The organism is Gordonia ajococcus, assembly GCF_012974285.1.
Classification (GTDB): domain Bacteria; phylum Actinomycetota; class Actinomycetes; order Mycobacteriales; family Mycobacteriaceae; genus Gordonia; species Gordonia amicalis.
The window spans coordinates 1,727,948-1,751,311 of record NZ_CP052884.1; the positions used below are offsets into that span (position 1 = coordinate 1,727,948).

Annotated in this window: 23 protein-coding genes; 16 read left to right on the forward strand and 7 right to left on the reverse strand. The window is 69.0% G+C overall.

Annotation, left to right across the window (positions count from 1 at the left end; genetic code table 11):
• Nucleotide 1: 1 nt before the first annotated feature.
• The 9 genes from GAA2_RS07945 (at nucleotide 2) to groL (ending at nucleotide 8,964) form a co-directional block, all read left to right on the forward strand.
• Entirely contained in the window at nucleotides 2-1,468 is a 1,467-nt protein-coding gene (locus GAA2_RS07945) for a bifunctional ADP-dependent NAD(P)H-hydrate dehydratase/NAD(P)H-hydrate epimerase (RefSeq protein WP_024500317.1), read from the forward strand.
• Nucleotides 1,469-1,604: 136 nt separating this feature from the next.
• Nucleotides 1,605-2,762 (forward strand): alanine racemase, encoded by a 1,158-nt coding sequence (gene alr, locus GAA2_RS07950; RefSeq protein WP_006434457.1) that lies wholly within the window; start codon nucleotides 1,605-1,607, stop codon nucleotides 2,760-2,762.
• Nucleotides 2,759-3,901 (forward strand): alpha/beta fold hydrolase, encoded by a 1,143-nt coding sequence (locus GAA2_RS07955; protein WP_024500319.1) that lies wholly within the window; start codon nucleotides 2,759-2,761, stop codon nucleotides 3,899-3,901. The genes alr and GAA2_RS07955 overlap by 4 nt, the downstream gene beginning before the upstream one ends.
• The gene (tsaE, locus tag GAA2_RS07960; RefSeq protein ID WP_024500320.1) at nucleotides 3,898-4,431 is read left to right on the forward strand and encodes a tRNA (adenosine(37)-N6)-threonylcarbamoyltransferase complex ATPase subunit type 1 TsaE; all 534 of its coding nucleotides are present in this window, start codon (nucleotides 3,898-3,900) and stop codon (nucleotides 4,429-4,431) included. The genes GAA2_RS07955 and tsaE overlap by 4 nt, the downstream gene beginning before the upstream one ends.
• A complete protein-coding gene (tsaB, locus tag GAA2_RS07965) occupies nucleotides 4,428-5,165 on the forward strand; it encodes a tRNA (adenosine(37)-N6)-threonylcarbamoyltransferase complex dimerization subunit type 1 TsaB (RefSeq protein ID WP_024500321.1) in 738 nt (245 codons plus the stop codon). The genes tsaE and tsaB overlap by 4 nt, the downstream gene beginning before the upstream one ends.
• The gene (gene rimI / locus GAA2_RS07970; protein ID WP_024500322.1) at nucleotides 5,162-5,671 is read left to right on the forward strand and encodes a ribosomal protein S18-alanine N-acetyltransferase; all 510 of its coding nucleotides are present in this window, start codon (nucleotides 5,162-5,164) and stop codon (nucleotides 5,669-5,671) included. The genes tsaB and rimI overlap by 4 nt, the downstream gene beginning before the upstream one ends.
• Nucleotides 5,668-6,714: a tRNA (adenosine(37)-N6)-threonylcarbamoyltransferase complex transferase subunit TsaD gene (tsaD, locus tag GAA2_RS07975; protein ID WP_191834877.1), complete on the forward strand. Its 1,047-nt coding sequence runs from the start codon at nucleotides 5,668-5,670 to the stop codon at nucleotides 6,712-6,714. The genes rimI and tsaD overlap by 4 nt, the downstream gene beginning before the upstream one ends.
• A 213-nt stretch (nucleotides 6,715-6,927) precedes the next feature.
• Nucleotides 6,928-7,227, forward strand: coding sequence for a co-chaperone GroES (gene groES, locus GAA2_RS07980; RefSeq protein ID WP_004019185.1), 300 nt, complete (start codon nucleotides 6,928-6,930; stop codon nucleotides 7,225-7,227).
• Between the two features lie 120 nt (nucleotides 7,228-7,347).
• Nucleotides 7,348-8,964: a chaperonin GroEL gene (gene groL / locus GAA2_RS07985; protein ID WP_006434463.1), complete on the forward strand. Its 1,617-nt coding sequence runs from the start codon at nucleotides 7,348-7,350 to the stop codon at nucleotides 8,962-8,964.
• A gap of 135 nt (nucleotides 8,965-9,099) precedes the next feature.
• Here groL and GAA2_RS07990 read toward each other — a convergent pair whose 3' ends face one another.
• Nucleotides 9,100-9,396 carry a WhiB family transcriptional regulator gene (locus tag GAA2_RS07990; RefSeq protein ID WP_006360721.1) on the reverse strand — a complete coding sequence of 99 codons (297 nt, stop codon included), beginning with the start codon at nucleotides 9,394-9,396 and terminating at the stop codon, nucleotides 9,100-9,102.
• A 417-nt stretch (nucleotides 9,397-9,813) separates the two neighbouring features.
• Between GAA2_RS07990 and GAA2_RS07995 the strand changes: the two genes are divergently transcribed.
• From GAA2_RS07995 to GAA2_RS08005, 3 genes are all read left to right on the forward strand, one after another.
• Nucleotides 9,814-10,704 carry a hypothetical protein gene (locus GAA2_RS07995; protein ID WP_006434464.1) on the forward strand — a complete coding sequence of 297 codons (891 nt, stop codon included), beginning with the start codon at nucleotides 9,814-9,816 and terminating at the stop codon, nucleotides 10,702-10,704.
• 120 nt (nucleotides 10,705-10,824) lie between these two features.
• Nucleotides 10,825-11,412 (forward strand): sigma-70 family RNA polymerase sigma factor, encoded by a 588-nt coding sequence (locus tag GAA2_RS08000; RefSeq protein ID WP_191834878.1) that lies wholly within the window; start codon nucleotides 10,825-10,827, stop codon nucleotides 11,410-11,412.
• Nucleotides 11,396-12,478: an anti-sigma-D factor RsdA gene (locus tag GAA2_RS08005; protein ID WP_024500325.1), complete on the forward strand. Its 1,083-nt coding sequence runs from the start codon at nucleotides 11,396-11,398 to the stop codon at nucleotides 12,476-12,478. Before GAA2_RS08000 ends, GAA2_RS08005 begins: the two co-directional genes overlap by 17 nt.
• Before the next feature lie 104 nt (nucleotides 12,479-12,582).
• Here the strand turns inward: GAA2_RS08005 and GAA2_RS08010 are convergent, their stop codons facing one another.
• Nucleotides 12,583-12,972, reverse strand: a complete 390-nt coding sequence (locus GAA2_RS08010) for a DUF5319 domain-containing protein (RefSeq protein WP_006434467.1) — start codon at nucleotides 12,970-12,972, stop codon at nucleotides 12,583-12,585.
• Nucleotides 12,973-13,153: 181 nt separating this feature from the next.
• On the opposite strand from GAA2_RS08010, the gene guaB reads away from it, so the two are divergent.
• The 3 genes from guaB (at nucleotide 13,154) to GAA2_RS08025 (ending at nucleotide 17,900) form a co-directional block, all read left to right on the forward strand.
• On the forward strand, nucleotides 13,154-14,665 hold the full coding sequence (gene guaB / locus GAA2_RS08015; RefSeq protein WP_024500326.1) for an IMP dehydrogenase: 1,512 nt from the start codon (nucleotides 13,154-13,156) through the stop codon (nucleotides 14,663-14,665).
• Between the two features lie 87 nt (nucleotides 14,666-14,752).
• Nucleotides 14,753-15,910 carry a GuaB3 family IMP dehydrogenase-related protein gene (locus GAA2_RS08020; RefSeq protein ID WP_191834879.1) on the forward strand — a complete coding sequence of 386 codons (1,158 nt, stop codon included), beginning with the start codon at nucleotides 14,753-14,755 and terminating at the stop codon, nucleotides 15,908-15,910.
• 226 nt (nucleotides 15,911-16,136) lie between these two features.
• Nucleotides 16,137-17,900: a GMC family oxidoreductase N-terminal domain-containing protein gene (locus tag GAA2_RS08025; protein ID WP_191834880.1), complete on the forward strand. Its 1,764-nt coding sequence runs from the start codon at nucleotides 16,137-16,139 to the stop codon at nucleotides 17,898-17,900.
• Nucleotides 17,901-17,973: 73 nt separating this feature from the next.
• Here the strand turns inward: GAA2_RS08025 and GAA2_RS08030 are convergent, their stop codons facing one another.
• The 3 genes from GAA2_RS08030 to GAA2_RS08040 are packed head-to-tail and all read right to left on the reverse strand — an operon-like array spanning nucleotide 17,974 to nucleotide 19,900.
• Nucleotides 17,974-18,576 (reverse strand): energy-coupling factor transporter transmembrane component T family protein, encoded by a 603-nt coding sequence (locus tag GAA2_RS08030; RefSeq protein WP_006434471.1) that lies wholly within the window; start codon nucleotides 18,574-18,576, stop codon nucleotides 17,974-17,976.
• Complete coding sequence (locus tag GAA2_RS08035) at nucleotides 18,573-19,247, reverse strand: energy-coupling factor ABC transporter ATP-binding protein (protein WP_006434472.1); 675 nt, start codon at nucleotides 19,245-19,247, stop codon at nucleotides 18,573-18,575. Before GAA2_RS08035 ends, GAA2_RS08030 begins: the two co-directional genes overlap by 4 nt.
• 26 nt (nucleotides 19,248-19,273) lie before the next feature.
• Nucleotides 19,274-19,900 carry a biotin transporter BioY gene (locus GAA2_RS08040; RefSeq protein ID WP_096274936.1) on the reverse strand — a complete coding sequence of 209 codons (627 nt, stop codon included), beginning with the start codon at nucleotides 19,898-19,900 and terminating at the stop codon, nucleotides 19,274-19,276.
• A 49-nt stretch (nucleotides 19,901-19,949) separates the two neighbouring features.
• On the opposite strand from GAA2_RS08040, the gene guaA reads away from it, so the two are divergent.
• Entirely contained in the window at nucleotides 19,950-21,542 is a 1,593-nt protein-coding gene (gene guaA / locus GAA2_RS08045) for a glutamine-hydrolyzing GMP synthase (RefSeq protein ID WP_191834881.1), read from the forward strand.
• A 62-nt stretch (nucleotides 21,543-21,604) separates the two neighbouring features.
• Here the strand turns inward: guaA and GAA2_RS08050 are convergent, their stop codons facing one another.
• Both GAA2_RS08050 and GAA2_RS08055 read right to left on the reverse strand, forming a co-directional pair.
• On the reverse strand, nucleotides 21,605-21,835 hold the full coding sequence (locus GAA2_RS08050) for a hypothetical protein (RefSeq protein WP_182156252.1): 231 nt from the start codon (nucleotides 21,833-21,835) through the stop codon (nucleotides 21,605-21,607).
• Nucleotides 21,832-23,292: a PspC domain-containing protein gene (locus tag GAA2_RS08055; RefSeq protein WP_191834882.1), complete on the reverse strand. Its 1,461-nt coding sequence runs from the start codon at nucleotides 23,290-23,292 to the stop codon at nucleotides 21,832-21,834. The genes GAA2_RS08050 and GAA2_RS08055 overlap by 4 nt, the downstream gene beginning before the upstream one ends.
• Nucleotides 23,293-23,364: the final 72 nt, after the last annotated feature.

Below are 23,364 nucleotides of genomic sequence, written 5' to 3' on the forward strand. Positions count from 1 at the left end.
GATGTCGACCCGGTACCTGACCGCCGACGAGGTCCGCGACGCCGAGCGGGCGTCGGGGGACCTCCTCGCCAACGGAACGCTGATGCGCCGCGCCGCGCACGGCGTCGCGCAGGCCGTCGTGGGGGAGTTGAACCGGACGGGCGGATGCTACGGGCGGACGGTAGGAGTGGTCGTCGGGGCGGGTGACAACGGCGGCGACGCCCTCTTCGCCGCCGCCGAACTCGCCCGCCGCGGAGCAGCCGCCCATGCGGTGCTGCTGGCACCCGACAAGGCGCACCCGGCCGGGCTACGGGCGTTCCGGTCGGCCGGCGGGCGTGTCGTCGACTCATTGCCGGGGCATCCCGACGTCGTCATCGACGGTGTCGTGGGCATCGGCGGCCGCGGACCGCTGCGACCCGCCGCGGCGGCGGTCTTCGCCGGTCTCGGTGCCGAGACCACGGTCGTGGCAGTCGATCTGCCGTCCGGTGTCGACGCCGACACCGGCGAGGTCCACGACCCGTCGGTCCGCGCCGATCTCACCGTCACCTTCGGCTTCCCCCGGCGCGCACACCTTCTCGCCGCGCCCCGGTGTGGTCGCGTGATCGTCGTCGACATCGGCATCGGTGACCCTACGGAACCGGCTGCGCAGCAACTCATCTCGTACTCCGACGAGGAGATCGACTGGCCGGTGCCGGGACCTGCCGACGACAAGTACACCCAGGGCGTGGTCGGGGTCGTCGCCGGCTCGCACCGCTATCCGGGCGCGGCGATCCTGGCCTCCGGGGCCGCGGTGGCCGCGACCTCGGGCATGACGCGGTATGTCGGATCGGCTCACGCCGAAGTCGTTTCGCACTTCCCCGAGGTGATCGCCGCTCCGGACCTCGCCGACGCCGGCCGCGTCCAGGCATGGGTGGCCGGTCCGGGAATGGGCACCGACGCCGCCGCGACGGCGACGCTGCGTACCGTCCTCGACTCCGATCTGCCGGTTCTCGTCGACGCCGATGCGCTCACCATCGTCTCGACCGATCCCGCACTCGTCGACGGCCGTCGGGCGCCCACGCTCCTGACTCCCCATGCCGGGGAGTTCGCGAGGCTGACCGGGACCGAGGTGGGCGCCGATCGGGTGTCCGCGGTCGCCGACCTCGCCGCCCGGTGGGGTGTCACGGTGCTGCTGAAGGGCCGGATCACGCTGATCGCCGACCCGTCGGGAAGGGTCGTCGGAAACGACGCCGGGGCGTCGTGGGCCGCGACCGCCGGCGCGGGCGACGTGCTGGCCGGGATCGCCGGCTCACTGCTCGCGGCGGGTCGGTCACCACAGGAGGCGGGTGCCGCGGCGGCCCGCGTCCACGCCCACGCCGCCCTGCTGGCGAGTCGGGGAGCCCCGATCGGCGCCTCCGCGCTGCTCGCGGCCCTGCGACCGGCGATCCGCGAGTTCGCCACACGACGAGCAGGAGCGGAGCCGCCGACGCCGTCACGCGCATCATCGTGACGTCCGCCCAACCGTGTCCCCGGTGCGCCCGCATCGGTGTGATTCCTCATAGGCGGCCGGGTGAAACGGCTGGTCACGGCGCTGGGCAGGTCTCCGCGCACAAATCGTTCGCGACGATCTGGGAGAATGGTCGGCGATGACTTCCCCTGCTCTGACCGCGACCGTCGACCTCGGCGCCATCGCGCACAACCTCGACGTGTTGCGGACGACCTCGAATGCTGCCGTGATGGCCGTCGTGAAGGCCGACGCCTACGGTCACGGCGCCGTGCCGGTCGCGCGGACCGCACTGGCCGCGGGCGCCGCCGAGCTGGGCGTCGCGCACATCACCGAGGCCCGCGCCCTGCGTGCCGCCGGGATCGACGCCCCGATCACCGCCTGGTTGCACACCCCGGCCGCGGACTTCGAGGGCGCGGTCACCGACCACATCGAGATCGCCCTGTCCTCGTCCACCCAGCTCGACGCGGTGGTCGCGGCCGCCCGTGCCACCGGAGTCGCGGCGAGTGTCACGGTCAAGGTCGACACCGGACTCAACCGGAGCGGCGTCGCGGCCGACGAGTGGGACGACTTCGCCGTGAAGATCGCGAAGGTGCACGCCGAGGGAGCCGTCACCGTCCGCGCGGTGATGTGTCACCTCGCCCGCGGTGACGAACCCGACCATCCACTCAACAGCGAACAGGCCGCCCGGCTCGACGCCGCAGCCGCCGACCTCGCTCGCCTCGGCGCGGCGCCCGAGATCATCCACATGGCGAATTCACCTGCGGCACTGACTCGTCCGGACCTGGCGCGTGACATGGTCCGGCCCGGGATCGCGCTCTACGGTCGTACCCCGGTCCCCGAGCGCGGCGACTTCGGGCTCATCCCGGCGATGACGCTGTCGGCGCAGATCGCCCTGGTCAAGCGCGTCGCCGCCGGGGAGGGTGTCTCCTACAGCCAGACCTGGATCGCACCGCACGACACCGTCGTCGCGGTGATCCCCGCGGGTTACGCCGACGGGGTCCCGCGCCTGCTGTCGGGACGACTTCGCGTACGGATCGGTGACCGGCTCTTCGGCGGGGTCGGCCGGATCTGCATGGATCAGCTGGTCGTCGACCTCGGACCCGACGCGGCCGGGGTGCGGGAGGGCGACGAGGTCGAACTCTTCGGCACCGGGGCCCGCGGGGGCCTAACCGCCAAGGACTGGGCCGACGCCATCGGCACCATCGACTACGAGATCGTCTCCCAGATCGGCAGCCGCGTGGTCCGGCGCTACGTGAACGCGAGCCCGGCTCGCGGTGACGCGGTGGCCGACGAGTGAGCGGGGTGAGTGTGGTGGACGATTCCGAACGCGTCGGACTGCTGGCCGGGCTGGCCGGTGTCGCGGCACTGGGCGGTATGGCGGCGGTCGGCGCCGCGCGCAACATCGCGCGCAAGAGCGTCGTCGGCAAGTCCGATCCCCACGCCGACATCGACCTCACCAGGTTGTACGACGAGCAGGCGCGGACGGTGACCACCGACGACGGACTCGACCTCGCGGTCCGGACCGTCGACCTCGGTGACGTTCCCGACGGCACACCTCCCGAGCTCACCATCGTCTTCGTACACGGATTCAGCCTGCGGCTGGCGAGCTGGCACTTCCAGCGCGACCAACTCGCGGCGGAGTGGGCCGACCGCAACTACCGTTTCGTCTTCTACGACCACCGCGGACACGGCGAGAGCGATCCCGCGCCGGTGGAGACCTGCACGATCGCCCAGCTCGCCGACGACGCCGCGGCCGTGATCCGTTCCACGGTGACCGCCGGACCCGTTGTCGTGGTGGGCCATTCGATGGGCGGCATGACGGTGATGGGGCTGGCCCGTCGTCATCCGGCCCTGTTCTCGTCGACGGGCCCGGTTGCCGGCGTGGGTCTGGTCGCGACCGCGTCGCGTGGCCTCACCGAGGCGGGACTCGGTGAGGGACTGGGTAATCCGGTGGTCGACGCTTTCCGCCTGAGCGTCCGACGCGCGCCGCGCCTGGTCCAGGCAGGTCGTGGCCTGACCCGCCAAGCCCTCGAACCCGTGCTCGTCGCGGCCAGCTTCGGGCCGGCGTTCTTCAGCCCGGCACTCGGTAGTGCCGTGGAGAAGATGATCCAGAACACGCCGATCGAGACCATCGTGAACTTCCTGCACGCCTTGGAGATCCACGACGAATCGACGGCACTGCCGGTGCTGGCGCAGGTGCCCACGACCGTCGTGTGCGGCGACAAGGACCGGCTGACACCGCTGCCGAACTCGGTGCGCATGTACTCCCAGCTCGGTCCGGATTCCCGTCTCGTGGTGGTCAAGGGGGCCGGCCACATGGTCCAGATGGAGGAACCCCGGATGGTCAGCGACGCGATCGTCGATCTCGTGGACCGCGCCCGGATCGCCCGGCCGGCGCCCCGTCGGCGCTGGTGGAAGAAGTTGGGGAAGGCATGAGCCCAGAGAGATCGCACACCGACGGAATCCACACGACACCGGTCACCGACCGCACCGGAACCCGTGAGCTGCCCGAGGTCGCCGACACCGAGGCGTTCGGCGCCGAACTCGCCACCGTGTTGTCCGCCGGGGACCTCGTGATCCTCGACGGCCCGCTCGGTGCGGGCAAGACGGCCCTGGCTCGCGGAATCGGCGCAGGTCTGGGGGTCGAGGGCCGGGTCACCTCGCCGACCTTCATCATCGCGCGCGAGCACCGACCGGGCCGACCCGGCGGCCCGGCGATGGTCCATGTCGACGCCTACCGGCTCGGCCTGGCCGGCAGCGACGAGGCCGGTGGGCCGGCACGAGGCGGCCTGGACGAACTCGACGCCCTGGACCTGGACACCGAACTGACCGATGCGGTCGTCGTGGTCGAATGGGGTGAGGGTGTGGCCGAGCGGCTGGCACAGCGATACCTGGTGGTGCGGTTGCGTCGCGACGTGGACACCGATGTGCGACACGTGGAATGGGAGTGGGTGACCGATAAATGAGTTCGGCTGAACGGGGTGTCGACGCGGCGCGGACGGTGCTCGCGATCGACACCGCGACCGACTCGGTGGTCACCGGCGTCGTCGAACTGACCGGCCAGACGATCGGCGGCGTGTGCGTGCTCGCCGAACGCGTGGTCACCGACCACCGCCGGCACGCGGAGCTGCTGACCACTCTCATCGCGGAATGCCTTGCCGAATCCGGGATCTCCCGCGACGCCCTCTCCGCGGTGGTTGTCGGATGTGGTCCCGGACCGTTCACCGGCCTGCGGGTGGGTATGGCCACCGGCGCGGCGTTCGCCGACGCACTCGGCATTCCCGCACACGGCGTGTGTTCGCTGGACGCGCTCGCACTCGAGACGACTCCGCCGGCCGGGCGTCCCGACGTCCTCGTCGTCACCGATGCCCGGCGCCGCGAGGTGTACTGGGCGCTGTACCGCGACGGGGCGTGTGTCCGCGGACCTGAGGTGTCCGCGCCGGCGACGGTCGCCGAGGAGCTGGCCCCGGTGTTCACCACCGGCGAGGTCGGTGCGGTGTCCGGGTCGGCGTCGCATCTGGAGCTGGTCGGCTGGACGGAGACGACCCCGCAGGTGACCGTGCCGTCGGCCCGGGGGCTCGTCGCGGCCGCCGCGTCGGCAATCGAGGCCGGCGTGGTGCCGGAACCACTTGTGCCGCTGTATCTCCGACGCCCCGACGCGGTCGAGCAGAAGGCCAGGAAGCTGGGAGCCGCGCGGTGACCGCCCCCGAACTGATCATCGACGCGCTGACCTATGGCGACATCCCGCACTGCGCCGCGCTGGAGAAGCAGATGTTCGCCGAGGACTCGCCCTGGCCGGCCTCGGCGTTCCGGGCCGAACTGAACGCGCCGTACAACACCTACTTCGCGGCGCGGGAACGTGCGGGCGGTGAGGTCATCGGCTACGCCGGGATCTCCACGCTCGGTCAGCCGGATGCCTACGAATGCGAGATCCACACGATCGCAGTCGATCCCGCCCACCGGGGGCGGGGGATCGGCAAGGCGTTGCTGGAGGCGATGCTGACGGTGGCCGACGCCGTCGACGCGCCGGTCTTCCTCGAGGTCCGCACCGACAACGACGTCGCGATCACCCTGTACTCCCGGCACGGCTTCAGCACCGCCGGGTTCCGCCGTAATTACTACCAGCCGTCCGGCGCGGATGCGTACACGATGTTGCGGGCCCCGAGTTCGGGACGGCCGCTCGATCCCGAGGAGGGCCCGGCGTGATCGTCATGGGCATAGAGAGTTCCTGCGACGAGACCGGGGTCGGCATCGTGCGCTGGACGCCGGCCGACGGTGACACACCCGGCCATGCGACGCTGCTCGCGGACGAGGTCGCCTCGAGCGTCGACGAACACGCCCGGTTCGGCGGCGTCGTCCCCGAGATCGCCTCACGCGCGCATCTCGAGGCCATCGTGCCGACGATGCGCCGCGCCCGCGAGGCCGCCGGCATCGACAGGCCCGACGCCATCGCGGTCACCATCGGACCCGGACTGGCCGGTGCGCTGCTCGTCGGCGTCGCGGCCGCCAAGGCGTATGCGCTGGTCTGGGACGTACCGCTGTACGCGATGAATCACCTCGGCGGACATGTCGCGGTGGACACGCTGGAGCACGGACCGATGCCCGAGTGCGTCGCCCTCCTCGTGTCGGGTGGACACACACACCTGCTGCACGTCACCGATCTCGCGGAGCCCATCGTCGAACTCGGCACCACCGTCGACGACGCGGCGGGGGAGGCCTTCGACAAGATCGCCCGACTGCTGGACCTCGGGTTCCCCGGCGGCCCGGCCCTCGACCACGCTGCGCGCGACGGCGATCCGAAGGCCATCGCGTTCCCTCGCGGGATGACCGGGCCGCGCGATGCCCGCCATGATTTCTCCTTCAGCGGTCTCAAGACCGCGGTCGCGCGTTACGTGGAGAAATGTGAGCGCGACGGGGTGGCGGTTCCGGTGGCCGACGTCGCGGCGTCGTTCCAGGAGGCCGTCGCCGACGTCCTCACCATGAAGGCCGTCCGCGCGTGCGGTGATCTGGGTGTCGACACGCTCGTCCTCGGTGGCGGTGCCACCGCGAACTCGCGGATCCGGTCGCTCGCCGAGGAGCGCTGTGCGGCCGCCGGCATCACGCTGCGCGTGCCGAAGCCGAGACTGTGCACCGACAACGGCGTGATGATCGCGACCCTGGGCGCACATGTGATCGCCGGGGGCGCGGCGCCGTCGCCGCTCACGGTGGCTTCCGATCCGGCGATGTCGGTACGGGTCAGTCAGCTCTGAAATCCGCATCGCGGCTCTGGCGCTTCCTGAGCTGCGATCGCGGGGAGCGAAACTCGGGCATTTTGCACCCACCACCCTTGAGTGCTGGCACTCGCACGTATAGAGTGCTAGCTGGCGCTGAACGAAGCCTCGGACACCCGCGACGACGAGGTTTTGTCTCAGGGCCATGAACGTGCAGATTCTTTCTCAGTACGAAAGTTGAGGACTCACATCGTGGCGAGCGTGAACATCAAGCCGCTTGAGGACAAGATCCTGGTGCAGGCCGTCGAGGCCGAGACGACCACCGCCTCGGGCCTGGTCATCCCGGACTCCGCCAAGGAGAAGCCGCAGGAAGGCACCGTCATCGCCGTCGGCGAGGGCCGGGTCACCGAGCAGGGCAACCGCGTCCCCGTGGACGTCAAGGAAGGTGACACCGTCATCTACAGCAAGTACGGCGGCACCGAGATCAAGTACGCCGGCGAGGAGTACCTGATCCTGTCGGCGCGCGACGTCCTCGCCGTCATCGGCAAGTAGGACTCGGGCCACACAGACCCCGCGAGTCGTTCGCGATTCGACGCACCGCCCCGGCTCCCCGTGCAGGGGTACCGGGGCGGTGTGCGTTGTCTCGACCGACTCCCGTGAAGAAAGAGATTCATGGCCAAGCAGATTGAATTCAACGAAACCGCGCGGCGGGCGCTCGAGCGAGGCATCGACCAGCTCGCCGACACCGTGAAGGTCACCCTCGGCCCGCGCGGCCGGCACGTGGTCCTCGCCAAGGCATTCGGTGGACCGAGTGTCACCAACGACGGTGTCACCATCGCCCGCGACATCGACCTCGAGGACCCCTTCGAGAACCTCGGTGCCCAGCTGGTCAAGTCGGTTGCGACCAAGACCAACGACGTCGCAGGTGACGGCACCACCACCGCAACGGTTCTCGCGCAGGCGATGGTCAAGGCCGGTCTGCGCAACGTCGCCGCCGGTGCCAACCCGATCGCGCTCGGACAGGGCATCAGCAAGGCCGCCGACGCACTGAGCGAAGCCCTGCTGGCCGCCGCGACCCCGGTCGCCGGCGAGCAGTCCATCGCCCAGGTCGCCACCGTCTCCTCTCGCGACGAGGAGATCGGCGAGATGGTCGGCAAGGCGATGTCCGTGGTCGGCGCCGATGGCGTCGTCACCGTCGAAGAGGGCTCGGGGCTGCAGACCGAACTCGAGATCACCGAGGGCGTGCAGTTCGACAAGGGCTTCCTCTCGCCGTACTTCGTCACCGACGTCGACAGCCAGGAAGCGGTCCTCGAGGATGCGCTCGTGCTGCTGTACCGCGACAAGATCAGCTCGCTGCCGGAGTTCCTGCCGCTGCTGGAGAAGGTCGTCGAGGCGGGCAAGTCGCTGCTGATCGTCGCCGAGGACGTCGAGGGCGAGCCGTTGTCGACCCTGGTCGTGAACTCGATCCGCAAGACCATCCGAGCCGTCGCGGTGAAGTCGCCGTTCTTCGGTGACCGCCGCAAGGCGTTCATGGAGGACCTGGCGGTCGTCACCGGCGGCACCGTGGTCACCTCGGACGTGGGCCTGAGCCTGTCGACCGTGGGCCTCGAGGTCCTCGGCTCGGCACGTCGTGTCGTCGTCACCAAGGACGCCACCACCATCGTCGAGGGTGCGGGTACCAAGGAGGCGATCGCCGGCCGCGCCGCGCAGCTGCGTCGTGAGATCGAGGAGTCGGACTCCGACTGGGACAAGGAGAAGCTCTCCGAGCGTCTGGCCAAGCTGGCCGGCGGGGTCGCCGTCATCCGTGTCGGTGCGGCCACCGAGACCTCGCTCAAGGAACGCAAGCACCGCGTCGAGGATGCCGTCGCCGCAGCCAAGGCCGCGGTCGAGGAGGGCATCATCCCCGGCGGTGGTTCGGCGATCGTGCAGGCGTCGAAGGTGCTCGACGAGCTCGCCGCCTCGCTGACCGACGACGAGGCGCTGGGCGTCCGCGTGGTGCGGGATGCTGCCAAGGCGCCGCTGTACTGGATCGCCTCCAATGCCGGTCTCGACGGCGCCGTGGTGGTCGACAAGGTGTCCAACCTCGGCAAGAACGAGGGCTTCAACGCCGCGAGCCTCACCTACGGGGACCTCGTCGGCGAGGGCATCATCGATCCGGTGAAGGTGACCCGTTCCGCGGTCGTCAACGCCGCGTCGGTCGCCCGCATGGTGCTCACCACGGAGACCGCGGTCACCGATCGACCCGCCGAGGAGCCCGCCGGCCACGCCGGACACGGTCACTCGCACTGATCGAGCGGTAGTTCACCGATCGAGCGGTGATACACACACAGGAGCCGGGCATCCTCCGAGGATGTCCGGCTCCTGTGTCGTTCGCGGTGGTGTCCGCAGGGCCCTGCTCGCCGTCCGCCGGCGGCTACGGACTGCTCAGCTCGCCATGCGGCGACCGACGCCGCGCTTCATCAGCATGCTGCGTTCGGACTCCGAGAGTCCGCCCCAGATCCCGTAGGGCTCGGCCACTGCCAGCGCGTGCTCGCGGCACTGGGCGATGACGGGGCACTGGTGGCACAGCTCCTTCGCCCGACGTTCACGCTGGGCGCGCGCACGGCCACGTTCACCGTCAGGATGGAAGAACATCGACGAGTCGACGCCGCGGCAGAGGCCGGACATCTGCCAGTCCCAGATGTCTGCGTTGGGGCCGGGGAGATGATTGGGCTGAGGCATGGCAGCTACTCCTTGTCTAAGGCCGCACCGAGGTGCTCGGTCGAGAAACGTCGATTTCCTGCAACGCTTGGGCTCACATTAAGCGGCCCTGAGAAATGGCGTCAATACCGTCGAAATCAGACATCGGGGCAGTGAAAGTCTCCTAAATGTTAACGGCGGGTTAGATGAACGGATGGTGCTAGCACAGCGGGGTCGAGGGGTTGTCACGCCCTCTGATCGGACGAAGGTAATGGGCCGCGACCTGCGTAGATGGAAAGACCAATGCTTTCCTCGACGAGTGAACACGACCTGATCATCGAACGACGGCCGTGTCAACGGTTAACACCGAGGAAATCTGGTTATTATCCGCCGGTGATCTGGTCGCAGGATTAACGTTGGGAATCGTTCGTTAAATTCATGCAAACCAAAAGAGAAGTAGTGATCAAGACCACTTCACGGGGCCTCGACAAGGCTCTTGAACTGCGTTGGGAGGCCGCGGTGGAGGCGGGAGGCCGCGGTGAATACGCCGCGGCGCTCACCATGCTGGCGCGGTTGGACGAGGACGTGAGGTCCACACAGGGGTCGACGCCCCGCGGACCCGCCGCCGCGTTGCTGTCGCTGTGCCGGAGCACGACGGCCTCGCTGCTGCGGCAGGGCGGACGCCACGATCTCGCGCTGGGACTCGACGGGGTCGCCTTCGCAACGGTCGCGGGTGTCCATCCGGTCGCGGACGATCTGGGACGGGATGACTCGGCTCGGATCGACCCGGTACGGGCCGCACAGTCCGATGCTCTCATCGGACTGGCTGCCGACAATCTCGGTCTCCTTCGTTTCCGGGCGTCGGCGCGACTGCTCGGTCGTGCTCGGGAGCAGCTGTCCGGGCCGGGCGGGTCCGGCCCGGAGGGGTGGGCCTCATCGGAAGCCGTGGACTGGCTCACCCACGGCCGGTGCCGGCTGCGCTGGGAATGGGTCAGTGCCGAACTCGGGCTGTACTCCGGAGACGTCGCCGCGGGGTTGGCTCATGCAGAGGCCGCCGACCGGCTCGTCCGTCATCTGGCCGGCACCTCGGACGTGCCGGTCCGGCATCGCGTGAAGACCTCTCTCATCCACGCGGCGGCCCTCGCCGGGGCGGGGAATTCCGAGGCATCGGCCGCGCGGGCCCGTCGCGTCGTCGTCGATGCAGGTGAACACGGTTTGATGCCCCTGGAATGGGCGGCGACGAGCCTGCTCGTCGGCACGGGCGTGGCGTCGGCGTCGGAAGAGGAGAGATGTCGAGAACTGCGCGCCACGCTGAGCGGCAAGGGCATGGCACTGACGCCCGCGGAGTGATGGCTAAGGTGTTTGAGGGTCTGCCTCGTGCGTTGCGGTGACGTTCAGGGGTGTCGCGGCCCGTAACAGGACCGCCTCACGACGGTCAACCGATCTGTAACACGGGGATTCCTACGCGCGATGAAGCTGTCAGGTGGTGAGTTGGACGACGCTGTCCGGGCCGCGGGCCAGGGCGACCGTGCAGCTCTCACCTCTGTCCTCGAAAGCGTGCAGGAACCGATCCTGCGCTATTGCCGAGGGCGAATCGGAGTAGGAGAACGTCATCTGTTCTCCGCAGACGACATCGCGCAGGAGGCTTTGATGGCGGTGATGACCGCGCTGCCCCGTTATCGGGACCAGGGCAAGCCGTTCATGGCCTTCGTCTACGGCATCACGTCACACAAGGTCGCCGATGCCATGCGGGTGGCCGCCCGGGTCAAGTCCGACCCGGTGGAGGATGTGCCCGAGGTGGGTCATGTGACCGGCGGACCGGAGCAGTCCGCTCTCGACGCCGACGGCAGTAGGCGGATGCGCGCGTTACTGGACATACTTCCGGAGAAGCAGCGCGAGGTGCTGGTACTCCGGCTGGTCGTCGGCATGTCGGCCGAGGAGACGGCCCAGATGATCGGGAGCACCGCGGGTGCGGTTCGAGTGGCCCAACACCGGGCGCTGGCGAAGCTGAAGGACGAGTTGAAACGGACAGGAGGTCACGATGAGCGGGGAGTCTGACTGGCGCGATCGTCGCTTTGTCCACGGACGCGAACATCTCGGCCGTCCGGGTCAGCCGTCGAGCCGGGGTCGGGGACCGGGTCCGAGCGGCCCGTCCACCGGAGGTCCCGCCGCCGGAGGGCCCGCAACCGGCGGTGACGCTCTCGGGCACGAAGCGGGCGCAATCGGTGCGGAATCACTGGACATCGCCGAGGTCGGTTTCGACGAGAACTTCCTCGACGCACTTTCCCACGATGTGCCCGTCCCCACCCGTGACAGCACCGAATACCAACTCGCAGAACTTCTCTCGGGGTGGCGCAACGAGGTCGTGTCGACCCCGGTGCCGCAGCTGGTGTCCGTCGACGACGTCGAGCGCGCGATCGCGAGCACCGAACGCGCGAGTCGTGGCCGCCGCATGGTGCGCCACCTGCGCGTGGTGTCCGGCGCGGCCGCGATCGTCATCGTGGCAGCGGCCGGCCTGACCGTCCTGTCCGAGGGCTCGCAACCGGGCGACCCGCTGTGGGGCGTCAAGCAGGTCGTGTTCGCCGAGGCGGCGTCGGAGACCCAGGCTGCCCACGATGTGCGCGCGGACCTCGAACGTGCCGAGGCGGCGATCGCCGCAGGCGACACGCAGGCGGCCGCGAGCTTCATCGCGAAGGCCCAGAGCAGCATGGGGCCGATGCGCGACAAGGACAGCCGGGAGGAGATGTCGGACTGGATGAACCGGCTCCGCGCCGGGGTCGGCCTGCCGCCGACCCGGGATGCGACGTCGTCGGCCGGTCAGTCGGAATCCGCGGCGACCGAATCCGGCGCAACGACCACCAATCCGGACGTGCGCAACCGGACCGACCAGAGGTCGCCCTCCGACAGTTCGGTGACCACGACACCGACGACCGAGGTGCCGCCTCCCGCGGAGGAGCCCGGTCAGACCGAGGAGCCGTCACAGTCGGCCCCGCCGAGCGAGCCGACCACCGGGCCCACCGAACCCACGACGAGTTCCTCGGTGTCGCGTACACCCGCCGACTTCCCGGCCTTCCCGTGGACACCGCCGCCCGGTGTCGACGCGTCGGACGGACGGCCCCGCTAGATCCGCAGGAACCAACCGCAGACGACTGCGCCCGTACCGATCTCGGTACGGGCGCAGTCGTGTGAGGGGGAGATGTCGGTCTGGTGGGCGGTGGCCCGCTGGTGTCAGCGGCCTTCGTCGAAATGGTTGCGGGCGTCGGCGTAGCCGCGGCAGTAGTCCCAGGTGACGTAGGCGTCGGGTCGCGGGTCGACGGCCGGCTCGTGCGGCCGGACGGTCCCGTCGATGAGCAGCTGGATCAGGTTGGCCCGGAGCATGTCCCAGTCGTGGTAATGGTCCTCGTGGCAGTCGTCGCAGACGACGACGAGACCGCGGACGCCGCGGTGGGCGAGCAGCGCCTCGTAGACCGCGAGATCGGCCAGGTCCTCCTCGACCGCCAGCCGCTCGTTCTCGTCCAGAGGGATGCCCGGTTCCACACTGTCCAGTGCGGAAGCGGGATCGCTCGGGTCGTCGGCGAACGGATCCGGCGGGAGGCCGGGTGGCAGGTGGTCACGCACACCACCACCGTAGCCGATCCGGGCGCTGTTCCGCCGTAGCCCTCCAAAGGTATTCCGAAGGTATCCGAGCCGGTGCCGGAGGAGGTTCCCGAACGTGGGAACGCGGGGTCCCGGACGCCTCACCGGCGCCGGAGTGCACGTGTGACGATCGCCGCATCGGTCGACTCGATACGATGGACCGATGACGCATGTTCGCACCGGTGGAGACGATCCCGGCAAGGTCGCAATGCTCGGCCTGACCTTCGACGACGTCCTGTTGCTGCCCTCGGCCTCGGACGTGATCCCCAGTGAGGTCGACACCTCCTCGCGAGTGACCAAGAACGTGACGCTGCGCGTGCCGCTGGTGAGCTCCGCGATGGACACCGTCACCGAGTCTCGCATGGCCATCGCGATGGCGCGCGCCGGCGGCATGGGCGTGCTGCACCGCAACCTGTCCATCGAAGCGCAGGCCGCCCAGGTGGAGACCGTCAAGCGGTCCGAGGCCGGCATGGTCACCGATCCGGTCACCTGCACGCCGTCGCACACCCTCGCCGAGGTCGACGCGATGTGTGCGCGGTACCGGATCTCCGGGCTGCCCGTCGTCGACGACAAGGGTGAGCTCGTCGGCATCATCACCAACCGCGACATGCGCTTCGAGGTCGACCAGAACCGTCCGGTCGCCGAGGTCATGACCAAGGCGCCGCTCATCACGGCGCAGGAGGGCGTGTCCGCCGAGGCCGCGCTCGGGCTGTTGCGTCGCAACAAGATCGAGAAGCTGCCGATCGTGGACGGCAACGGTCGACTCACCGGTCTCATCACCGTCAAGGACTTCGTCAAGACCGAACAGCATCCGAATGCCACCAAGGACTCCGACGGTCGTCTCCTCGTCGGCGCCGCGGTGGGTACCGGTGGGCCGCAGTGGGACCGCGCGATGGCCCTGGCCGACGCGGGCGTCGACGTGATCGTCGTCGACACCGCCCACGCGCACAATCGCCTCGTGCTCGACATGGTCGCCAAGCTGAAGGCGGAGGTCGGCGATCGTGTCGACGTCGTCGGCGGAAACGTCGCGACCCGCGAGGCCGCCCAAGCGCTCATCGACGCCGGTGCGGATGCGGTCAAGGTCGGCGTCGGACCGGGCTCGATCTGCACCACCCGCGTGGTGGCGGGCGTGGGTGCCCCGCAGATCACCGCGATCCTCGAGGCGGTCGCCGTGTGCCAGAAGGCCGGTGTGCCGGTCATCGCCGACGGCGGTCTGCAGTATTCGGGCGACATCGCGAAGGCGCTCGCCGCCGGTGCGTCGACCGCGATGCTCGGCTCGCTGCTCGCCGGCACCGCCGAGGCGCCGGGCGAACTCGTCCTGGTCAACGGCAAGCAGTTCAAGAGTTACCGCGGCATGGGTTCACTCGGCGCGATGCAGGGCCGCGGCCAGGCCAAGTCGTACTCGAAGGACCGCTACTTCCAGGACGACGTCCTCAAGGAGGAGAAGCTCGTCCCCGAGGGCATCGAGGGTCGCGTGCCGTTCCGCGGTCCGCTGGCGCAGGTGATCCACCAGCTCGTCGGTGGCCTGCGTGCCGCGATGGGCTACACCGGTTCGTCGTCGATCACCGATCTCCAGACCGCACGTTTCGTCCAGATCACCGCGGCCGGGCTCAAGGAATCGCATCCCCACGACATCACCCTCACCTCCGAAGCGCCCAACTACTATTCCCGCTGACATCCCCGCGGCCGTTCCCGCCGGTCCCTCCGGACCGGGGACGCCGTAGGGTCGTCGTGCAGCTGAACTCCGCAGAAAGGCGCACTGGTGCGTGACCTCGTCGAAATCGGCATGGGCCGGACGGCCCGACGGACCTACGAACTGGACGACATCAGCATCGTCCCGTCCCGTCGGACCCGTTCGTCCAAGGACGTCTCCACCGCGTGGCAGATCGATGCCTATCGGTTCGAGTCCCCGATCCTGAGCCACCCGACCGATGCCCTGGTGTCGCCGTCGGTGGCCATCGAGCTCGGCAAGCTCGGCGCGCTCGGCGTCATCAACGGCGAGGGACTGTGGGCGCGGCATCGCGACGTCGAGGCCAAGCTCAAGGAGCTGGCCGCCATCGCCGCCGGCGATCCCGATCCGTATGCGGCGGTGCGTCATCTGCAGAAGCTGCACGCCGCACCCCTCGACAGCGGCCTTCTCGCCGAAGCGGTTGCGCAGGTCCGCGACGCCGGTGTCACCACCGCGGTGCGCGTCAGCCCGCAGCACGCACCGGAACTGACCCCCGCCCTCCTCAAGGCGGGTGTCGAACTCCTCGTGGTGCACGGCACGATCATCTCCGCCGAGCACGTCGCGCAGGTCGACGCCGACGGGGCCCAGCGCGAACCGCTGAACCTGAAGACGTTCATCGCCGACCTCGACATCCCGGTCATCGCCGGCGGCGTCCTCGATCACAGCACCGCGCTGCACCTGATGCGCACCGGTGCCGCGGGCGTCATCGTCGGCTACGGCTCGGCAGCCGGAGCGACGACCACCGGTGAGGTGCTGGGCATCGGCGTGCCGATGGCGACCGCCATCGCCGACGCGGCCGCCGCCCGTCGCGACTACCTCGACGAGACCGGTGGACGCTACGTCCACGTCATCGCCGACGGCGACATCCACACCTCAGGTGACCTGGTCAAGGCCATCGCCTGCGGTGCCGATGCCGCGGTGCTCGGTACGCCGCTCGCCGCCTCGGCGTCGGCTCCCGGTGGTGGCTGGTACTGGCCGTCGGCCGCCGCTCACCCCGACACCCCGCGCGGGGCGCTGCTCCAGGTGGCCGGCAACGCCGACCGCCCGAGCCTCGATCGAGTCCTCAACGGCCCGTCCGACGATCCGTTCGGCGAGCTCAACCTCGTCGGTGCGCTGCGGCGCGCGATGGCCAAGGCGGGGTACTGCGACCTCAAGGAATTCCAGCGCGTGGGGCTGTCCGTCCACGCTTGACCGCTCCCTGAGTACCGTCCGGAGCTTGCGGAGACCCGTCGCTCGCTCCCTGAGTACCGTCCGGAGCTTGCGGAGACCCGTCGCTCGCTCCCTGAGTAGCGTCCGGAGCTTGCGGAGACCCGTCGCTCGCTCCCTGAGTAGCGTCCGGAGCTTGCGGAGGACGCGTATCGAAGGGTTAGGGTGACCTGGCTCATCCCATGTGACAACAGCTATTAGTATGGTTTCCATGGGTGTGACAAAGCGATCCGACAGCTCCACCGACTTCGACGTCCTCGTCGTCGGCTCCGGATTCGGTGGCAGCGTGAGCGCGCTCCGACTGGTGGAGAAGGGTTACCGCGTCGGTGTCGTCGAGGCGGGACGCCGCTTCGAGGACGAGGAGTTCGCCAAGACCAGCTGGCGGCTGAACCGTTGGCTGTGGGCCCCGAAGCTCGGTCTCTACGGCATCCAGCGCATCCATGCGCTCAAAGACGTGATGATCCTGGCCGGCGCGGGTGTGGGCGGCGGTTCGCTGAACTACGCGAACACCCTGTACAAGCCTCCGACACCGTTCTTCACCGACCCGCAGTGGAACCACATCACCGACTGGGAGGACGAACTCACCCCGTACTACGACCAGGCCCGGCGGATGCTCGGCGTGGTCACCAACCCGACCATCACCGACTCCGACCGGATCGTCGCGGAGGTGGCGGAGGAGATGGGCGTCGGCCATACCGTGACGCCCACGCCCGTCGGCGTGTTCTTCGGTGCCAAGACCGGACTCGAGGGTGCACCCGGCGAGACGGTGCCCGACCCGTACTTCGGCGGCGCCGGACCCGACCGCACCGCGTGCACCGAATGCGGTGCCTGCATGACCGGCTGCCGCGTCGGTGCGAAGAACACCCTGCTGAAGAACTACCTCGGACTCGCCGAACGCAACGGCGCCACCATCATCGACCGGACGACGGTCGACTCCCTCGTCCAGCGGGCAGACGGCTCGTGGGAGGTCGGGACACACCACTCGTCGTCGTGGGGACCGTTGGGACGTCGTCGGCGCACGTTGACCGCCGGCCAGGTGATCCTCGCCGCGGGGACGTTCAACACCCAGCGACTGATGCATCACGCGAAAGTCACCACGCTGCCGCAGATCTCGGATGCGATGGGCCGGCTGACCCGGACCAACTCGGAGTCGATCCTGGGCGCGATGGGTTCGCGGGTCGACCCCGAGCACGACTACTCACGCGGCGTCGCGATCACGTCGTCGTTCTATCCGGAACCGAACACCCACATCGAGCCGGTGCGATATGGCAAGGGCTCCAATGCAATTGCCTACTTGCAGACGCTGCTCACCGACGGCGGCACGCGCCGCAACCGGTTCGGGCAGATCCTCAAGCAGGTCGCGAAGAACCCGTTCCTGCTGGTGCGGCTGCTCGTCGTGCGCCAGTGGAGTGAGCGGACGGTGATCGCGCTGGTCATGCAGAACAACAACAACTCGCTGACGACCTTCGTGCGCAAGCGCGGACCGCTGCGTTACATCACCAGCAAACAGGGTCACGGCGAACCGAACCCGACATGGATTCCCAAGGGCAACGAGGCAACTCGCCGGATGGCGGCCAAGCTGAACGGCGGCGTCGCCGGCGGCACCTGGGGCGACATCCTCAACATGCCGCTGACCGCCCACTATCTCGGCGGGTGTGCGATCTCCGACGATCCGGACAGCGGTGTCATCGATCCGTATCAGCGCGTGTGGAACTACCCGACGCTGCACGTCACCGACGGCGCGTCGGTCTCGGCGAACCTCGGTGTGAACCCCTCGCTGACGATCTGTGCGCAGGCCGAACGGGCGGTCGCGTTGTGGCCCAACAAGGGTGAGGAAGACCGTCGGCCCGCGCAGGGGGAGAGCTACCAGCGGATCGACCCCACGGTCCCGGCGGCGCCCGTCGTCCCGGCGGACGCTCCCGGCGCGCTGCGGCTGCCGATCACACCGGTCACGGGCCCGGGCGTCACCGCGTAGATGCCGAAACTCATCAGATTGCGTTTTGTCCCGGTGACCGGGACAAAACGCGACCTGATCCCCACCTCGCGCGCTAGTCGAGCCCGCGCGCGGTGAGTGTGTCGGCGAAGCCGTCCGCGGTGCGGAGGGCGGCGAGCACGACCGGCGCGACCAGGATCCGCGGACCCGGCCGGAGCCCGCGGGCCTGGCGTGCCTCGTCGACCTCGCGCACCACCTCGACCATCAGCGGGATGGCGCGGATCGTCAGTGCGAGCGCGATGGCGATGAGGTCGGTGCGCACCCCGATCCGTCGAAGCGGACCCAGGGCGCGCACGATCGCATCGAGCATGTCGGTGGTGCGGGTCGTCAGCGTCACGACCGTCGCCAGGGCGACCGACAGCGCCAGGACGCCACAGATCACCACCGCGCGCTGCCAGTCGGTGAAGATGACCTGAAAAGCGAAGATGGACAACAACATCCAGGTCAGCGGGCGGAGCTGACGCCAGGCCTCGAGCGGGCCGATGCCGGCGAGCGCGAAGGTCGCCGCGACACCGAGGGTCGCGACCCCCAGCGTGAGCAGTGTCCCCACGGTCAGCGACATCACGAGGATCGCCACCGCCATGGCGACGAATTTGACGCCCGGTGGAAGCCGGTGCAGCAGGGTGTTCCCGGGACGGTAGACGCCGAGGACGTTCACGACATCAGGGTCCGGTAGAACGCGATGGCGGGAGCCGGCTCGTCGTCGGCGACCACCCGGCCTTCGTCGATCACGATGACCCGGTCGAAGCCATCGAGGATGTCGAGGTCGTGACTGACGACGATCAGCTGTTCGTCGAGTGACGCGAAGACGTCGGTGAGCATGCGGGTGTTGCGCAGATCGAGCAGGGTCGTCGGCTCGTCGGCGACGATGATCGCCGGGTCGGTCACGAAGATCGACGCGAGCGCGAGAAGTTGTTTCTGTCCGCCGGACAGTCGTTGAGCGGGATGGTCGGCGTGCTGGGCCAGACCGAAACGCTCGAGTACCTCGAGGGCCCGGACGGCGCGCTGCTTCTTGTCGAGGTCGGTACGGCGCAGCGACAGTTCGATGTCCTCGATGACCGTCGGCATGATGATCTGCCGGTCGGGGTCGGAGAAGATGAACCCGACACGGCGTCGGACCTCACGTTTGTGCCGGGCGACGAGAAGACCGTCGACGGTCACGGTGCCCGAGACCGGCACGACGAGCGCGTTGATCATCCGCGCCAGCGTCGACTTCCCGCTGCCGTTGGCCCCGACGATCCCGATCCGGTTCTCGGTGAGATTCAACGAGACGTCACGCAGCACGACCCGATCGTCGTAGGAGTGCGAGACGTTCGTGAACTCGATCATCGAGGTGTGGCGCCGGCCGGGTCGGCTCAGCTGTCGGCGCCGGAGCGCCGCAACAGTCGGAGCGGCTCGATGAGGCCGGGGCGGCCGCGGTGGATCTGCGCGGCCACCAGTGCGGCGACGACGACTTTGATCACGTCGCCGATGAGGAACGGGCCGTTCGACGTGATCGCCGCCCACACCGTCAGATCGGTGCGCAGGATCAACCCGAGAATGCCGAACAGGTAGATGACGAACATCCCGCCCAGTGCGTTGATCCCGATGCCCCAGAGCACGCGGTACCGCGGCCGGTCGCCGACCGCGAGCATCGCCGCAGTCAGCACACCGATGACGATGACCGCCGGCAGCCAGCCGACGAAGTAGCCGGCGGTCGGGGAGGCCAGGGCGGTGAGGCCGCTGCGTCCGCCGGACAGGATGGGGAGTCCCGCGATGGCCAGCACCATGAAGATGACGACGGCGAGAGTTCCCTTCTTCGGGCCCAGGACGGCGCCCGCGAGGATCACACCCAGCGTCTGGAATGTGATCGGCACGCCACTGGAGCCGATGTTGATGGTCCCGGGCAGGCCGAGCGCGGCGATCAACGCGGCGAAGACGGCGGCCTGGGTGAGGTCGCCGATGCTCAGCGACCAAGCGGAGGTACGGGGAGATGCAGTCATGTCGGTGTCGAAGTATTTCACGTCGAGGTCGACCACTAGACTCGGCCGGGTGACAGACTCTTCTGCCGAGGATTTCCTCGAGGGCCCGCGGCCCGTACTCGTCGTCGATTTCGGAGCGCAGTACGCGCAGCTGATCGCACGAAGGGTGCGCGAGGCGCGGATCTACTCCGAGGTGATCTCCCACGACGTCCCGCTGGCGAAGATCCAGGAGAAGAACCCGGTCGCGATCATCCTCTCGGGCGGACCGGCGTCGGTGTACGCCGAGGACGCCCCGGAACTCGACCCCGCCGTCTTCGACCTGGACATCCCGGTCTTCGGCATCTGCTACGGCTTCCAGGCGATGGCGGCAAAGCTGGGTGGCGAGGTAGCCAACACCGGCGGCCGCGAGTTCGGCCGCACCACGTTCACGGTGAACAGTGGCGGTGTCCTGCACCAGGGCCTCTCCGAGACCCAGCCGGTGTGGATGAGTCACAACGATGCGGTGCAGCAGGCGCCGGAGGGCTTCATCGTCACCGGTTCGACGCCCGGTGCTCCGGTCGCGTCGTTCGAGAATCTCGAGCGCCGCATGGCGGGCGTCCAGTACCACCCCGAGGTGCTGCACACCCCGCACGGCCAGCAGGTCCTCACCCGCTTCCTCTACGAGATCGCCGGTCTCGAGGCCACCTGGACCGCCGCGAACATCGCCGACGCCCTCATCGACGCGGTCGCCGACCAGATCGGCGACGGCCGGGCGATCTGCGGTCTGTCGGGCGGAGTCGATTCCGCGGTGGCCGCCGCGCTGGTCCAGCGCGCCATCGGCGACCGTCTCACCTGCGTCTTCGTCGACCACGGACTGCTACGAGCCGGTGAGCGCGAGCAGGTCCAGCACGACTTCGTCGGCGCGACCGGTGCCAAGCTCGTCACCGTCGACGCCGCCGACAAGTTCCTCGAGGAACTGTCCGGTGTCAGCGACCCGGAGACCAAGCGCAAGATCATCGGCCGCGAGTTCATCCGCTCCTTCGAGGGCGCGGTGAGCGAGGTCCTCGGCGAGGAGGCCGAGACGGGCGAGAAGGTCGACTTCCTGGTCCAGGGCACGCTCTACCCCGACGTGGTCGAGTCCGGTGGCGGCAGCGGCACCGCGAACATCAAGAGCCACCACAACGTCGGCGGCCTGCCCGAGGATCTCGAGTTCAGCCTCGTCGAGCCGCTGCGCCTGCTGTTCAAGGACGAGGTCCGTGCCGTCGGCCGCGAACTCGGCCTGCCGGAGGAGATCGTGGCGCGCCAGCCGTTCCCGGGTCCGGGTCTGGCGATCCGCATCGTCGGCGAGGTGACCGCCGATCGGCTCGAGATGCTGCGCAAGGCCGACCTCATCGCCCGCGAGGAGTTGACCGCCGCCGGTCTCGACGCCCAGATCTGGCAGTGCCCGGTGGTGCTGCTGGCCGACGTCCGCAGCGTCGGCGTCCAGGGTGACGGCCGTACCTACGGTCATCCGATCGTGCTGCGCCCGGTCGCGAGCGAGGACGCGATGACCGCCGACTGGACGCGCGTGCCCTACGAGGTCCTCGAGATCATCTCGACCCGGATCACCAACGAGGTCCCCGACGTCAACCGCGTCGTCCTCGACGTGACGAGCAAGCCGCCGGGCACCATCGAGTGGGAGTGACACAACACATCAGGCCGGCGTCGTGATCACGACGCCGGCCTGATGTGTTCACCCCTCGCCTTTCATCTCCGGCTGCGAGTCCCGGAGATGATGAGGATCAGTCCGATCAGCAGCCCGATGCCGACGGCGGCCCAGCCGAGGTCGGCTGCTTCGGGAAGTGCCGGCCCGCCGGCCAGACCCCACCCGGCGACGGCCAGTGCCGCGATCCCCACGATCCCCAATCCCGGTGCGCGGTGCGTTGATTCGGCGTAGTCCTCGGTAGCGGCGGGATCGCCGTTCATCTGCTCGCTCATCGTGTGACCTGAACCTCTCCCATGCCGGTGTGTGCGTCGATCTCGAGAACGGGTCCGTCGGTGCCGTCGCGACCACCGTCGAGTCCGGTGGGGCAGTCGATGTCGCCGATCCCGGTGTCGCAGGTGACACGGACGTTCATGTTCTCGGGCAACGCGACCTTGATGACGCCCATCCCGTTCTGGAGCTCCACCCGCCGGTCCGCGGTGAGGTCGACCTCGCGCAGGTCGAGGGTCATCTCGCCGACGCCGAGGGAGTACTCGGGTTGGATGTCGTTCTCCGTCAACGGCTTCCACACTCGATCGCCGGCCCCTCCGTTCGGGATCGTGATCCCCGAGACCGTCGTGGTGACGATCGTCGCGACGCCCAGCAGAATGGCCACGGGCAGGAGACCGGTGCTGTGCTCGCCGGTGCGTCGTCGGAGGGTTGCGGCCAGCAACAGGCCCGCGCCGACGACTGCGAGGCACAACGAGAGGACTCGGGGCGTGGTGAACCAGTCCACCCCTGCCTGATTCAGGGCGGCCCCGACCGCGCCGACGATGATCGCGAGTCCGAGGACGACCATGGTCAGCGGTGACCGACGGCGCCGAGGCTCGATGGACCTCACCGGGGCGGCGGGTTCGGGGAGATCCCAGGCGAACGGGGCCGCTCCCAACGGATCCCAGGCCGGCGGTGCCGGGTCGAGGTCGTCGGAGGCCGGCACCGGAGTCGGCAGGGGAGACCAGCGTTGCCCGGCCGATCCGGTGTCGACGTCGCCCTGGTTCATGCCCGTCTCCTTCGTTGCCGCCGCGTTCGGGCCGGTGTCGGTCGTGGACTTCTGCAGGTCGACGGTGGGTGTGCTCGCCGAGTTCGCGGCGGTCGTCCCAGAACCGGTCGTCCCGGAACCGGTCATCCCGGTATCGCTCATGGTGCGTGGGACCCATCGTTCGAATTGCCCCGCCGACGGCGGTGGGACCACGACGTCGGTGACGGCCACGGTGTCGATGCTGGTCCCGGGTGGGGGCGTGGGCGTGCGCAGATAGAGCAGGTACCACCCGCCGAGCATCAGGATCGCGCCGACCAGGCCACCCGAACCCCAGGTGCGGTTGGGGCCGATCGAGGTGACGATCACGATCGCGAGGACGACCAGCACGATCACCTGTGGATTGCCCCAGCCGTGGCCGTGACCGTGGCGTCGGTGCCCGCCGTGGCCGCCGGAGTACGCGGCGCGCAGTGCTTCGGCATGGGCGCGCTGGGACCCCGGGAACGCGATCCAGGCCGCCAGGTAGAGGATCAACCCGCTGCCGCCGAAGAAGGCGGAGACCACGAAGGCGACCTTCACGAGCGTGGGGTCGACGCGGTAGCGGGCCGCGATGCCACTGCACACGCCGGCGATGGTCCGGTTCTCCGGACGATAGGGGCGCGTCGACCACAGCTCCCTGAGCTGATTCTGGAACTCCTTGGTGTCCATGGGGATCATCGTGCTCCCTCGAGTGCCCGCAGCACATCGGGTGATCCCCTGATTTCACCCCCGGCGCCGATCGGGGGTGCG